This is a genomic window from Saccharothrix variisporea (assembly GCF_003634995.1).
Classification (GTDB): domain Bacteria; phylum Actinomycetota; class Actinomycetes; order Mycobacteriales; family Pseudonocardiaceae; genus Actinosynnema; species Actinosynnema variisporeum.
The window spans coordinates 1,705,577-1,719,043 of record NZ_RBXR01000001.1; the positions used below are offsets into that span (position 1 = coordinate 1,705,577).

General features: G+C 72.0%; 15 protein-coding genes. 3 read left to right on the forward strand and 12 right to left on the reverse strand.

Translation table 11 applies throughout. The features are described from left to right. Positions 1-357 precede the first annotated feature (357 nt). The 8 genes from DFJ66_RS07175 to DFJ66_RS07210 all read right to left on the reverse strand — a co-directional run bounded on the left by DFJ66_RS07175 (position 358) and on the right by DFJ66_RS07210 (position 6,269). Positions 358-1,233, reverse strand: coding sequence for a diacylglycerol/lipid kinase family protein (locus DFJ66_RS07175; protein ID WP_121219128.1), 876 nt, complete (start codon positions 1,231-1,233; stop codon positions 358-360). After that, a complete protein-coding gene (gene tatC / locus DFJ66_RS07180) occupies positions 1,230-2,219 on the reverse strand; it encodes a twin-arginine translocase subunit TatC (protein ID WP_121219130.1) in 990 nt (329 codons plus the stop codon). Before tatC ends, DFJ66_RS07175 begins: the two co-directional genes overlap by 4 nt. A gap of 20 nt (positions 2,220-2,239) precedes the next feature. Beyond that, the gene (tatA, locus tag DFJ66_RS07185; protein WP_121219132.1) at positions 2,240-2,542 is read right to left on the reverse strand and encodes a Sec-independent protein translocase subunit TatA; all 303 of its coding nucleotides are present in this window, start codon (positions 2,540-2,542) and stop codon (positions 2,240-2,242) included. Beyond that, positions 2,535-2,801 carry a bacteriophage holin gene (locus tag DFJ66_RS07190; protein WP_121219134.1) on the reverse strand — a complete coding sequence of 89 codons (267 nt, stop codon included), beginning with the start codon at positions 2,799-2,801 and terminating at the stop codon, positions 2,535-2,537. The genes tatA and DFJ66_RS07190 overlap by 8 nt, the downstream gene beginning before the upstream one ends. An 18-nt stretch (positions 2,802-2,819) precedes the next feature. Beyond that, positions 2,820-3,791, reverse strand: a complete 972-nt coding sequence (locus DFJ66_RS07195; protein WP_121219136.1) for a helix-turn-helix transcriptional regulator — start codon at positions 3,789-3,791, stop codon at positions 2,820-2,822. Next, entirely contained in the window at positions 3,788-4,771 is a 984-nt protein-coding gene (locus DFJ66_RS07200) for a helix-turn-helix transcriptional regulator (RefSeq protein ID WP_121219138.1), read from the reverse strand. The genes DFJ66_RS07195 and DFJ66_RS07200 overlap by 4 nt, the downstream gene beginning before the upstream one ends. A 70-nt stretch (positions 4,772-4,841) precedes the next feature. Beyond that, the gene (locus DFJ66_RS07205; protein WP_121219140.1) at positions 4,842-5,708 is read right to left on the reverse strand and encodes an alpha/beta fold hydrolase; all 867 of its coding nucleotides are present in this window, start codon (positions 5,706-5,708) and stop codon (positions 4,842-4,844) included. Positions 5,709-5,747: 39 nt separating this feature from the next. Continuing rightward, positions 5,748-6,269, reverse strand: a complete 522-nt coding sequence (locus tag DFJ66_RS07210) for a GlcG/HbpS family heme-binding protein (RefSeq protein WP_121219142.1) — start codon at positions 6,267-6,269, stop codon at positions 5,748-5,750. 135 nt (positions 6,270-6,404) lie between these two features. Here DFJ66_RS07210 and DFJ66_RS07215 point away from each other — a divergent pair, with 135 nt between their 5' ends. Continuing rightward, positions 6,405-7,394, forward strand: a complete 990-nt coding sequence (locus tag DFJ66_RS07215; protein WP_246029620.1) for a sensor histidine kinase — start codon at positions 6,405-6,407, stop codon at positions 7,392-7,394. Next, on the forward strand, positions 7,391-8,020 hold the full coding sequence (locus tag DFJ66_RS07220) for a response regulator (protein ID WP_121219144.1): 630 nt from the start codon (positions 7,391-7,393) through the stop codon (positions 8,018-8,020). Before DFJ66_RS07215 ends, DFJ66_RS07220 begins: the two co-directional genes overlap by 4 nt. On the opposite strand, the gene DFJ66_RS07225 is transcribed toward DFJ66_RS07220, so the two are convergent. The 4 genes from DFJ66_RS07225 to pafA form a co-directional block, all read right to left on the reverse strand. Beyond that, positions 8,007-8,885, reverse strand: a complete 879-nt coding sequence (locus tag DFJ66_RS07225) for an SRPBCC family protein (protein WP_121219146.1) — start codon at positions 8,883-8,885, stop codon at positions 8,007-8,009. The two genes, DFJ66_RS07220 and DFJ66_RS07225, sit on opposite strands and share 14 nt — an antisense overlap. Continuing rightward, positions 8,878-9,435, reverse strand: coding sequence for an ArsR/SmtB family transcription factor (locus DFJ66_RS07230; protein WP_121219148.1), 558 nt, complete (start codon positions 9,433-9,435; stop codon positions 8,878-8,880). Before DFJ66_RS07230 ends, DFJ66_RS07225 begins: the two co-directional genes overlap by 8 nt. A gap of 75 nt (positions 9,436-9,510) precedes the next feature. Then, on the reverse strand, positions 9,511-10,530 hold the full coding sequence (locus tag DFJ66_RS07235) for a WD40/YVTN/BNR-like repeat-containing protein (protein WP_121219150.1): 1,020 nt from the start codon (positions 10,528-10,530) through the stop codon (positions 9,511-9,513). A 41-nt stretch (positions 10,531-10,571) separates the two neighbouring features. After that, positions 10,572-11,930, reverse strand: a complete 1,359-nt coding sequence (gene pafA, locus DFJ66_RS07240; RefSeq protein ID WP_121219152.1) for a Pup--protein ligase — start codon at positions 11,928-11,930, stop codon at positions 10,572-10,574. Between the two features lie 80 nt (positions 11,931-12,010). On the opposite strand from pafA, the gene DFJ66_RS07245 reads away from it, so the two are divergent. Further along, positions 12,011-13,435, forward strand: coding sequence for a bifunctional phosphatase PAP2/diacylglycerol kinase family protein (locus tag DFJ66_RS07245; RefSeq protein WP_121219155.1), 1,425 nt, complete (start codon positions 12,011-12,013; stop codon positions 13,433-13,435). Positions 13,436-13,467: the final 32 nt, after the last annotated feature.

The following is a 13,467-nucleotide window of genomic DNA, read 5'->3' on the forward strand; positions in this document are numbered from 1 at the left end:
GAAAAGAAAAGCGAAAAGCGCCTCGCCGGCGGGCAGGCCGCCAAGGATGGACGGAAGAACAAGGGCGGGGGCTTTTCCGTCATCCCCGTATGGCCTGGCAAAGCCAACCACACTTTCCTGGGGTTGCCGCTAAAAATTTTTGCTCGTCCCTCACAAAAATTTTCGGCTGCAACCCCAGGAAAGTGTGGTAGCCCTTCGGGCAGGCCATACGGGGATGACGGAAAAGCCCAGAGAGAGGTCTGCTGCGCTAGCTCACACGAGCGCCCTGCGGGCGCAAAAGCAGCGCCCTGCGGGCGCAAAGCAACGCCCTTCGGCCGAAAGCACGCCCTTCGGGCAAAAGCACGGCCTTCGGGTGCGTCACACGGCCGGGCTGACCGCCGTCAACGCCCCCGGCCTGCACGAAACCTCCAACGGCAGCCCGTGCACCCGCTCCCCATCCGCATACCCGACCCACCCCGGCCCGGCCAGCCGCACCGCCGAAGCCCGCAGCGTCCGCACCGCCGGGTGGTCCACGTGCCGCCCCGTGCGCAAGGTCGGCAGCATCCTCAACAACGTCCGCCGAGGAGCCGCGCTCACCACCGTCACGTCGAACAAGCCGTCAGCCGGATCGGCGTCCGGGCACACCGGAATGCCGCCGCCATAACTGGTCGTGTTCCCGATCGCGACCAGCAACGCGTCCAACTCCAGCGTGCCGCCCTCGGTCTCCACCACCAACCGCTCCGGCCTCAACCCCGCCAACTCGGCCAGGATCGCCAGGTCGTACCGCCGAGGCCCGGCCGGCCACCGCATGGCGTTGGCCCGCTCGTTGACCGCCGAGTCGAACCCGGCGCACAGCACGGTCGCGAACCACGTCCCGTTGCCCACCCGACCCAGGTCCAACGACCGCCGAGCCCCATCGCACAACGCCCCGACCACGTCATCGACCGACAGCGTCCCCAACGCCGTAGCCAGGTCGTTCCCGGTCCCCGCCGGCACGACGGCCAACGCCGTGGACGTCCCGGCACACGCCTGGACGCCCAAGTGGGCACCGCCGTCGCCGCCCAGAACCACCAGCACGTCCACACCGTCGTCCACGGCCCGCCGCGCCAACGCCAGCGTGCCCTCGGCCGACGAAGCCACGTGCAGGTCCAGCGAGTCCACGGCGGTGCGCAACCGAGCGGCGACCGTGCCCGCCATGCGGGCGGCCCGGCCCTTGCCCGACGCGGGGCAAACCAGGAGGGCGGCCCGGGTCATGTGGCGTCGTCGTATCGGACGCGATGGGGTTCCTCAGGGGCCACCGACGCCGGCTCCTCCGAAGGATCGGAGCCGTCGACGCCCGACGGGGTGTAGTCGAACGGGGAAGCCTCGTCGTCGGCGAGGTCGTCCCAGCCCTCGGCCTTGCGCTTGCGTGCCGCGCGCTTGTCGTGGATGCGGGCGATCTGGATCGCCAGCTCGAACAACAACGTCAACGCGACGGCCAGCGCGACCATCGAGATGGGGTCGGTGCCCGGCGTGGCGACCGCGGCGAAGATGAACAGCGCGAAAACGATCCCACGCCGCCAACGCCGCAGCTTGTCGTAGGTCAGCACCCCGACCAGGTTCAGCATCACCACGATCAACGGCAGCTCGAAGCTCACGCCGAAGATCAGCAGCAACGCCATGACGAAGCTGATGTACTCGCCCGCCGTCAGCGCGGTGATGAACTTCTCGTCACCGAAGCCCACCAGCACCGACAGGCCCTGCGGCACGACGTAGAACGCCAGCGTCGCGCCCGCCACGAACAGCACCGAGGCGCACGCCACGAACGACAGCGCGAACTTGCGCTCCTTGGCGTACAGGCCCGGCGCGATGAACCGCCACACCTGGTACAGCCACAGCGGCGCGGTCAGCGCCATGCCCGCGCCCGCGCCGACCTTCAGCCGGATCATGAAGACCTCGAACGGCTGGGTCTGCAGCAGCTGGCAGCCCTGACCGCCCTGGGTCAGGCGCTGCTCCACCGGGATGCCGCAGTACGGGGCGACGACGATGTCACCCAGGCTGGGGAGTCCGAGGATGTGCAGCTCCCACCAGAAGAAGCCGAACAGCGCGCCGCCGGCGATGATCAGCAGGGCCAGGCCCAGCCGGTGCCGGAGGTCGTACAGGTGATCCTTCAGCGACATGGTGCCGTCGGGGTTGGCCCGACGGCTCGTCAGCTTGCGGCGCTCCCGGCGCTGCTTCCACCGGGACGGACTTGCCCCCACGCTGCGGACCGTCCTTCTGGCTAGTTCTGCTTGTTCTGGAGGTTCTGCGCGCTCTGCTCGATCGGCTGCGCGACCTGCGGCTGCTGCTGCGCGGGCTGCTGCACGACCTGCTGGGGCTGCGCGGGCGGCAGCTGCTGGGGAGCGGCCTGCTGCGGCGGGGTGTCCTGCGGCTGGTCGTCCTCGCGCAGGCCCTTGGTCTCGGCCTTGAGGATCTTGGCCGAGCGGCCCAGCGAGCGCGCCATGTCGGGCAGTTTCTTCGCCCCGAACAGCAGGATGATCACCACGGCGATGATGATCAGCTCAGTAGCTCCGAGGTTACCCACGGTGGTCCTCCTGTCTGCCCCGGTCCGTCGATGGTACGCGGGGGTTGCCCTGACGGGCCCGGTCCGGACGCCGTTCGGCGAAGGCCACCCCGAGCGCGGCCAAGCGCGCCCGCAGCAGTCCGACGCCGTCGCCGACCCTGTCGCCCACCAGAGTGCTTGCGGCGCGGAAACGACGCAAGGATCCGACCAATTTGGCCACCAGAACGATCAGAAGGACCATTCCGACCAGGATCAAGACCAGGCTCGGCAAGTACGGCACGGCACCACCGTATAGGGCCTAGGTTGCCGGGAGGTGATCCGCCCGGCGCAACGCGGCCTCGGCCTGCCGGGTGACCGCCGCCACCAGGTCGGCGGGCTGCTCGACGTGCACCTCTCCGCCCAGCCCGAGCAGCAGCCGCACCATCCACGCGGTGTCGGCGTAGCGCATGAGGACCCGCGCGCGGCCGTCCTCGAGCTCGGTCAGGCCGTCCACGGGGTAGTACTCGGCGACCCACCGGGCGTCGGGTTCCAGCACCAGCACAGCGGTCTGCTGCGAGGGGTCCGGGCGGAACAGCCCCTCCGAGGTGTCGGTGGGCGTGGCGTGCGGCGGGGGCGACGCGGGCTCGTCCAGGACCTGCACGCCGTCGATGCGGTCCAGCCGGAACAGCCGGACGTCGTCGGCCAGCCGGCACCACGCTTCGAGGTAGCTGCGGCCCTCGACCAGCAGCATCCGCATGGGGTCGACGACCCGATCCGTCACCTCGTCGCGTGACGGGGTGTAGTACCGCAACCGCAAGGCGCGACCCCGACGAACCCCGTCCGACACCGCGTCCCGCACCACCGCGGTCTCCGGCGCTTCCCGCATCGCCAGGCCCACGGCCACGCCGGCGGGCTGCGCCTGGCCCACCGCAGCCTCGATCTTCGCCACGGCCCGCTGCACGGCGTCCTTGTCCACCACGCCGGGCGTCTCGGCCAGCGCGCGCAGCGCCACCAGCAGCGCGGTGGCCTCGGCGGCGGTCAGCCGCAGCGGGCGGCTCATGCCCGCGTCGAAGGTGACGGTGACCGTCTCGCCCTCGAAGGACAGGTCGATCAGGTCGCCGGGGCCGTAGCCGGGCAGGCCGCACATCCACAGCAGTTCGAGGTCCTTGCGCAGCTGGCGCGGGGTGACGTCGAAGTCGGCGGCGGCCTCGTCGATGGGGATGCCGGGCCGGGCCAGCAGGTAGGGCACCAGGGCCAGCAGCCGGGGCAGCCGGTCGGCGGAGGCGTTCACGCCCGCACCCCCGCACCGCGCAGCGCGCCGACGAGCTTCTCCCGCACGGTCTTGGCCAGCACTTCGGGTTCCAGCACGAGCACGTCGGGCCCGAACCCGGCGATCCAGGTCGCCGCCGAGTCGGGGAACCTCAGGTCGATCTCCAGCACGTCGCCGACCACGCCGTCCACTTCCCGCTCCCCCACGACCCGCGCGCGCCGCCGCACGCCCTGCGCCCGGTCCCGCGCCACCCACAGCCGCGCGGTGGCCACGGCCTGCGTCGACGGCTCGCTGCGCTTGACGAAGCTGAGCAGGTCGACGTCGGCGGGCCGCTCCACGACGCCGGGCTTGCCGACCGCGCGGACGTCCCCGACGATCCGGGACAGCCGGAAGCAGCGCGGCGCGCGCCGGTCGCGGTCGTGGCCGACCAGGTACCAGCGGCCCCGCCAGGCGACCACGCCCCACGGCTCGACGGTGCGGGTGCGCACCTCGACCGGCACGGGCTTGCGGTAGTCGAACTCCACCACGCGGCCTTCCTGCACGGCGGCCAGCAGCGGCGGGAAGGCGGGTTCGGAGGTGCGCACCTTCGGCTCGACGGCGGTGTGCACCTCGTGGTCCACGTCCACGCCGGCCGCGCGCAGCTTGATCAGGGCGCCGTGGGCGGCCCCGGTGAGCTGGGGCGAGTCCCACAGCCGGGCGGCCAGCGCGACCGCGGCGGCCTCGTCGGGCTCCAGGTCGACGTCGCCCAGCTCGTAGTCGCGGCGGGCGATGCGGTACCCGTCGGTGTTGTCGAACTCGGCGCTGCGCCCGATCTCCAGGGGCACGCCCAGGTCCCGCAGCTCGGTCTTGTCGCGTTCGAACATGCGGAAGAACGCCTCGTCCGTCGCGGCGTCGGAATAGCCGGGGACGATGGCGCGGATGCGCTCGGCGGTCAGGTACTGCCGGGTGGAGAGCAGGCACAGCACCAGGTTGACGAGCCGTTCGGCACGTGCGATGGCCACCGGAGAACCCTAACCCCGTCCGAACGCCCGGTGTCGCACAGACCCACCCCAAGTCCGGTGAATGGTCCATTCAGCCGCTTGTGGGGGCCGTGGTGTCCGCGAAGAACGCCCGCAGCTCGGCCGCCAGCTCCTCGGGGACGTCCTCGGCGAGGTGGTGCCCGGACTCCAGTCCCCGGCCGCGCGGGTCCGGGGTCCAGTCCCGCCACACCCCCAGCACGTCGCCGTAGAGGTCGGGCAGGTCGTCGCCCTCGGCCCACAGCACCAGCACGGGGCACTGGATCTTGACGCCGGCGGCCAGGTCCGCGTCGTCGTGCGCCCGGTCGATGCCCAGCCCGGCCCGGTAGTCCTCAACCATGCAGTGGACGGTCGCCGGGTCGTGCATGGCGGCCAGGGTGTCCTCGTCGAGGTCCTTCCCGGCCGTCCGGTACCAGGCGTCGGGGTCGGCGTTGATCACCCGTTCGGGCACTTCGGGTTGGGCCAGGAAGAACCAGTGCCACCAGCTCTGGGCGAACTCCGCGCCGCAGCGGGCCAGGGCGGACCCGATGGGGACGACGTCCAGCGCGGCCAGGTGCGTGACGCGGTCGGGGTGGTCGAGTGCGAGCCGGGTGGCGACGTACCCGCCCCGGTCGTGCCCGACGACGGCGAACCGCTCGTGGCCGAGCGCGCGCATCAGCACGGCCATGTCCCCCGCCATCGCCCGTTTCGAGTACGGCTCGTGGTCGGGGGTCGTGGGCGGCTTGGACGAGCGGCCGTAACCCCGCAGGTCCGGGCACACGACGGTGTGGTGCTCGGCGAGCAGCGGTGCCACGTGCCGCCAGGTGGTGTGGGTCCGTGGATGGCCGTGCAGCAGCAGGACGGGCGGGCCGGAGCCGCCGTGACGCACCCGCAGCTCCGCCCCGCCCGTGTCGACCGTGGTCAGCGTGAAGTCTGGGAACACAACCGGTCCCCTACCCCGCGCGGCAGTCGATCAACCCCTCTACAGGCCGATCGCGGCCAGGCCCGCCTTGGCGAACTTCTCGTCGAGGTCGCCGCTGGGCGCACCGCCCACGCCGATACCCGCGATGACCGCGCCCTCGGCCCGCACCGGCACACCGCCGGCCAGGAACAACGTCCCCGGCATGTCGCGCAGGGTCGCGCCCGCCCCGGTCACCCGGCCCGCCAGCTCGGAGGTCGCCGCGCCGAAGGAGGCAGAGGTGAACGCCTTGCGCTTGGCCGACTCCTCGGTCTGCGGACCGGCGCCGTCGCCGTGCAGGAGCACCACCAGGTCACCGCCCCGGTCCACCACCGCGACCGTGACCCGCTGACCCTCGGCCTCGGCGGCGTCCAGCGCGGCTTGCGCGGCCTTCACCGCGGCGTCGAGGGTGACGGCCTTGGTGGTGCGCACGACGTCGACCCCCGGGCCGCCCTGTCGCTGCACCGAGCCCTGCTCGGCGATCGCGTAGCCGCCCGCGCCGGCGATGCTCAGCGCCACCAGCACGGCCACCGTCGTCTTCCTCATCGGTTCTCCCTCGCTCGAAGTCCTGGGGACCACCCTCCCCGGCGCGGGGCCGCGTGACCTGGTGGTTCCGGTTGAACCCCGGTTCAACCCATCGGTTGACCCGCGCACCGGGCACGCCGGCCTACCGTCTGCGGCGTGTGGCTGCACCGGGCGATGCACGCGGGGTTCTACGTGCTGTTGGCGGCGTCGGCGGCGCGGTACGTCGCTTACCACGGCGTCGACTCCGTCGTGCTGGGCGTGGCCGTGGTGCTGGGTGCGCTCTACCCGGCCGGGGTGCGGTGGACGCGCGGGCTGGCGGTGGTGCTGGCGACGTGGCTGGTACTGGTGTGGCTGGCACCGAGCTTCGGGTGGTGCGCGATCCCGCTGTTCTTCCAGTGCCTGCGCCAGTTGCGGCCCCGGATCGCCGTGCCGATCGCCGGCGTGCTCACGATCGCAGTGGTGTTGGCGCAGGTCAGGCTGGCCGACGTGGTGGACCCCAGCCTGGTGCTGGGGCCGGTGGGGGTCGCGGTGATCACGGCGGCGGTGTTCTTCGACCGGCGGCGGCTGATCCACGAGGCCGGCGTGCTCCAGGAACGGCAGCGGCTGGCCCGGGAGATCCACGACACCCTCGCGCAGGGCCTGTCCAGCATCAACCTGCTGCTCGAGCTGGGCGACACCCGGCGGGCGGCGGACGTGGCCCGGGAGAACCTCGCCGAGGCGCGGCGGTTCGTGCGGGACCTGTCGCCGTTGCAGGGCCGGTCGCTGGAGGACGCGTTGCGGGGGCTGTGCGAGCGGGTCGAGGTGCACGGCGAGCCGTACCCGCTGACCGTGCAGACGGAGGTGGCGCTGCTGCGGGTGGCGCAGGGCGCGCTGGCCAACGTCCGGGAGCACGCGGAGGCGTCCACCGTGGTGGTGACCCTGTCGTACCTCGACGACGCCGTGGCGCTGGACGTCCGCGACGACGGCCGCGGTTTCGACCCGGCGGCGGTCAGCCCGCGCGAGGGCCGCGGTTACGGCCTGGCCTCGATCCGCGGGCGGATCGCCGAGCTGGGCGGCACGCTGTCGGTGGAAAGCGCGCCGGGCGAGGGCACGGCGCTGGCGGTGACGGTGCCGACGAGAACGACGGGCACGACGGGGTCGCGATGACGTTGCGGGTGCTGGTCGTGGACGACCACCCGGTGGTCCGGTTCGGGCTGGCCGGGTTGTTGCAGCGCGACTTCGAGGTGGTCGCCGAGGCCGCGACCGGCGAGGACGCCATCCGGCACGCCACCACCCTCAAGCCCGACGTCGTGCTGATGGACCTCCAGCTCGGGGCGGGCATCGACGGCGTCGAGGCCACCAAACGCATCCGGGCGCTGCCCGACCCGCCCGAGGTGGTCGTGTTGACCACGTACGACTCCGACGCCGACGTGGTCCGCGCAGTCGAGGCGGGCGCCACCGGCTACCTGCTCAAGGACGCACCGCCGGACGAGCTGGCCGACGCGGTCCGCCGCGCCGCGCAGGGCCAGACCGTGCTGTCACCCGACATCGCCAGACGGCTCATGCGCACGGTCCGCGACCCGGCGCCGGCGTTGAGCAAGCGCGAGGTGGAGATCCTGGACCACCTGGCGCGCGGCCTGTCCAACCGGGAGATCGCCAAGGCGCTGTTCATCAGCGAGGCGACGGTCAAGACGCACCTGGTGCGCATCTTCGACAAGCTGGGCGTGGAGACCAGGACGGCGGCCGTGACGACCGCCGTCGAGCGCAAGCTGATCCGCCTCACTCGCCCGTGAGCATGCCTTCGGGCAGGCCGGGGACCTCGGGCCGCAACCAGATCGGCCGCCAGTCCGCCAGCTCCACGTACCGCCGCAGCTCGGCCACGCCGGACAGCCAGCCCAGCCACGCGCCGTAGGGCGGCCGACCGTCGACGAACCCGCTCTGCACGAACGTCAGCCGGGTCCTGCCCTCGGACTCGGCCAGCTCCCAGGTGGAGACGACGGAGTCGCCCCAGTCGACGGTCATCCGCTCGCCCTCGACCAGGTCCAGGACCTTCCCGGGCTCCGGGTTGTTCTCGAAGCCGCCCATCGCGACCCGGCCGCCGGCCCACGGCTCGATGTCGATCTTCGCGCCGAACCACGTCGAGTACTCGTCCGCGTCGACCAGCGCCCGGTAGACGGCCTCCTTGGTGGCGGCGATGTCCACCGAGGCGCGCATGTCCGTGCTGGTGAAGTCCGCCTTGGGGGTCAGCTCGCGGCCTTCGAGGTGTTCGACCAGGTTGGCCAGGTTCAGCGCCCAGAACGTGTAGAGCCAGCCCAGGACACCGGTCTCCTGCACCGCGTCCGCCCAGCCCGGGAAGTGGCTCTGGGAGACGGTGACGACGGTCCCGGTCTCGTCGGGGGCCAGCGTGAACTCGACGGTCGTGTCCTCGCCGCCGACGTGCCAGGTGAAGCGCAGGGACGTGTCGTCCACGTGCAGGAGCGTCTGGCGCGGGGCGTCCCCTTCGGGTGTGTGGCGTCCCCAGAACGCGTACCGGTCGGGCAGGTCCACCTCGGCGTGCTCGGCGAGCCACACGCGCAGCTCGTCGGCCGAGGTCAGGGCCTGGTGGACGCGCTCGACCGGGACGTCGACGCGGGCGCGCAGGGTGACGGTCTCACTCATCGGTGGTCTCCTTCGGGTAGCAGGCCACGGCCAGCCGGAAGGCGTCGCCCTCCGCACCGCCGTAGCGGCGGAACAGGTCTTGCAGCGTGCTCTGGAGCTCGGCGAAGAACTCCCGCCGCTGCTCGGGCCGCACCCGGATGTCCCCGGACACGCCCAGCGACGGCAGCTCGGGCCGGTCCCGGTCGAGCGCGGCGATGTCGGCCTGGACCTGCTCGGCGAGGTCCACGAGGTACCCCAGGCTGAGCTCGTCCCGAGCCCGCCGCAGCCCCAACCGCCCGACCAACCCGGGCGAGAGCCAGTAGGCGCGGGCGGCGGCCTGGTAGAGCCCTTCGTGCACCCCGCGCACCTTGCGCTCGGACACCTGCGTGACCAGCCCGGCCTCGACCAGCCGCTTGACGTGGTAGTGCACGCGCTGCGGCGTCTGGTCGAGCACGGCGGCCACCTCGGTGCACGACTTGGGCTCGGCCAACAACCGCAGCACCTCGACGCGTTGCGGCTTGAGCAGCGCTTCGGCCTGCTCGATCTCTTCCAGGTACAGGACGTCTCTCATCGCAAAAACCACTTTGAACGTTCAGAACTTTTTTGTCAATCCTCCGGCACGAGGACGGCTCGCCCCGCTACCGGCTCATCCCCTGGTCAGCACGCCCACACGGCCCTTCTCACCGGCCGCCCAGCACACCCCCGCGCAGTCCACGGTGTCGAAGCTGCCATCCCCGAGCCGCTGCCACGTCCGCCCGCCGTCCCGGCTCACGTCACTCCCGGTCGGCCCCACCGCGATCACCGACGACCCGTGCCACGCCAGCCCCGACCGGTAGCCCACCGGCCCGCTCAGGCTCGACCACGTCCGCCCGCCGTCCCGCGAGCCGGCCAGGTTCGCCACCGCCCCGGTCGGGTTCGCGTAGTCCCCGCCGATCGCCAGCCCGTGCCGCGGGTCCCGGAACGTGACCGCGAACACCCCCGCCGAAGGCGACGACAGCAAGGGCGTGTCGGCCACCGTCCACCGCCACCCGCCGTCCGACGAGTGCAGCACCCGCGCCGTCGCCCCGCCCCCGGTGGCGATCCACGCGTCCCGACCCCCGGCCGTCGCCACGCACTGCCCACTGGCCGCGAACCCGGCCTCCCCGGGCAACGCCGGCGGGAAGTTCTCCGGCGGCACCTGCGACCACGTCCGACCACCATCAGCCGTCCGCAGCACGCGGAACCGCCCGTCCACCGGGTCGCTCATCGCCAGCCCGCGCCACCGGTCGAAGAACGCCACGCAGTCGTAGAACGCCGCCGGATCGGTGTTGCGGAACGTCTCGGTCCAGGAAGCTCCGCCGTCCACCGTCCGGTAGATCCGCGACGACTCCCCCGGCCCGATCGACAGCACGACCGCGTGCCGCGCGTCGAACGCCTGGATGTCCCGGAACTGCAGGTCAGCGGTCCCCGGAGGCCCCACCGACGCCCAGGAAGCACCGCCGTCGACCGTCCGCAGCACGGTCCCCGCGCTGCCACTCACCCACGCCACCCGGGGCGACACCGCCGACAGACCGCGCAACCGCGCGTCCACCCCGGTGGGCCGCATCTCCCAACCCGAGGAAGCCGAAGCGACCGGGGCGACCAGCAGCGACCCCACCACGGCCGCGACAAGCAGAAGGCTCTTCATGAGGTGTGAGCCTCACGAAGAGCCTTCCGGGTCCGCTAGGGCTAGAGGGAGGAGATCAGGCGCTCCACCCGCTCGTCCACCGCGCGGAACGGGTCCTTGCACAGCACGGTCCGCTGCGCCTGGTCGTTGAGCTTCAAGTGCACCCAGTCGACGGTGAAGTCCCGCCCGGCCGCCTGCGCCGCCGCGATGAAGTCACCGCGCAGCTTGGCCCGCGTGGTCTGCGGCGGGGTGTCCTTGGCGGCCTCGATCTCGCCGTCGTCGGTCACCCGGTCGACCTGGCCCTTGCGCTGGAGCAGGTCGAAGATGCCCCGGCCGCGCCGGATGTCGTGGTAGGCGAGGTCGAGCTGGGCGATGCGCGGGTTGGACAGGTCCATGTCGTGCTTGGCCTGGTAGCGCTCCATCAGGCGGTACTTGATGGCCCAGTCGATCTCGCGGTCGATCTTGGACAGGTCCTCCGCCTCGACCGCGTCCAGCGTGCGGCCCCACAGCTCCAGCACGCGCTCGGCCATCGGGTCCGGCGCCCGCTTGGCCACGTGCTCGACGGCCCGCTCGTAGTACTCGCGCTGGATGTCCAGCGCCGAGGCCTCCTTGCCGCCCGCCAGGCGCACGGTCCGCCGCCCGGTCAGGTCGTGGCTGATCTCGCGGATGGCCCGGATCGGGTTGTCCAGGCTGAAGTCGCGGAACTGGACGCCCTGCTCGATCATCTCCAGGACCAGGTTCGCGCTGCCCACCTTGAGCAGCGTGGTCACCTCGGACATGTTCGAGTCGCCGACGATCACGTGCAGGCGGCGGTACCGCTCGGCGTCGGCGTGCGGTTCGTCGCGGGTGTTGATGATGGGTCGGGACCGGGTCGTGGCACTGGACACCCCCTCCCAGATGTGCTCGGCGCGCTGGGACAGGCAGTACACGGCGCCGCGCGGGGTCTGGAGCACCTTGCCCGCGCCGCAGATGAGCTGCCGGGTCACCAGGAACGGCAGCAGCACGTCCGCGATCCGCGAGAACTCCCCGGCCCGTGCGACCAGGTAGTTCTCGTGGCAGCCGTAGGAGTTGCCCGCCGAGTCGGTGTTGTTCTTGAACAGGAAGATGTCGCCCCCGATGCCCTCGTCGGCGAGCCTGCGCTCGGCGTCGACGAGCAGGTCCTCGAGGATTCGTTCGCCGGCTTTGTCGTGCGTCACCAACTGGGCGAGGTCGTCGCACTCCGCGGTCGCGTACTCGGGGTGCGACCCCACGTCCAGGTAGAGCCGAGAGCCGTTGCGCAGGAACACGTTCGAGGAACGGCCCCACGAGACGACCCGGCGGAACAGATACCGCGCGACCTCATCCGGGGACAGCCTGCGCTGCCCGTGGAAGGTGCAGGTCACCCCGAACTCAGTCTCAATGCCGAAGATCCGCCGCTGCATCCCTCAACAGTAGGCGCATTCGGTCGTTTCCTCAGTGATCCAATCGGGCGGCGCGCGGTGTTCGCCGATAACGTTCTTGTGTGCTCCGACGAGTGAACCGCCTGGACGAGGCCCTGATGAGGCAGAGCGGGCGCCTGCCCGCCTCCTCGCTCGACCGGGGGATGAAAAAACTTTCGAAGGCGGCCAACCACAGCGTGCTGTGGCTGTGCGTGGCCGGCGTGCTCGCGCTGCGCAAGGGTCGGCCGCGGCGGGCCGGGCTGCGCGGGGTGGCCTCGATCGCGGGGGCGAGCTTCAGCGCGAGCCTGGTCGCCAAGCGCCTGTTCCCGCGAAGGCGGCCGGCCGCCGAGCTGCTGCCCGTGCACCGGAGGCTGACCAAGCGGCCCACGTCGTCGTCGTTCCCGTCCGGGCACGCGGCGTCGGCGGCGGCGTTCACCACGGCGGTGGCGATGGAGTCGCCCGCGCTGGCGGTCGCGGTCGCTCCGGTGGCGGCGGCGGTGGCGTACTCGCGGGTGCACACCGGGGTGCACTGGCCCTCCGACGTGGCCGCCGGCGCGCTCATCGGGACCGGCGCGGCCCTGCTGACCAGGCGTTGGTGGCCGATCGGGCAGAACGAGGCGGCCTCGGCGCGCGAGCACCACACCCTGGACGCGCTGGAGGACGGTGAGGGGCTGGTCGTGGTGGTCAACCCGGCGTCGGGCTTCGGCGGCGACCCGTCGGAGGACATCGCGCGGGCGTGGCCGAAGGCGCGGCTGGTGGACGTGGACGACCTGGACACCGTGGTCGCCGACTACAACCCGCGCGCGCTGGGCGTGGCCGGCGGGGACGGGACGGTCGCGGCGGTCGCGGCCGTGGCGGCGGCGAACCGGCTGCCGCTGGTGCTCATCCCGGCGGGCACCCTGAACCACTTCGCCCGGGACGTCGGCGTGACCGGCCTGGACGACTCGGTGCGCGCGGTGGCGGCGGGTGACGGCGTGCTGGTGGACCTGGCGGCGGTGACCGTGGACGGCGAAGGTCCGCGCTGGTTCGTCAACACGGCGTCGTTGGGTGGCTACCCCGACATGGTCCAGCTGCGCGAGAAGTTGCAGGACCGGTGGGGCAAGTGGCCGGCGGCGGTGATCGCGCTGTTCAAGGTCCTGCGCACGTCCCGCCCGCTGCGCGTGGAGCTCAACGGCGAGCGGCACCTGGTGTGGATGCTGTTCGTGGGCAACGGCCCGTACCGGCCCAAGGGTTTCGCGCCCACCATGCGCCCGGCGCTGGACCGGGGCCTGATGGACGTGCGGTACATCCGGGCGGACACCCGGTTCTCGCGGGTCAGGTTCTTCGTCGGCGCGCTGCTGGGGTCGCTGAACAGCAGCCGCACCTACCGCCACCTGGAAACGCGCTGGCTGGACGTGCGCGTGCTGGACGGTTCGGTCGCGATCGCCACGGACGGCGAGGTGGGCCCGACCGGTTCGCAGTTCGCCTTCCGCGCCCGCCCGGCGGCCCTGGCCATCTACCGCCCCTGACCGGTATCGTTTGACCCAGTCAACGGTTCTGT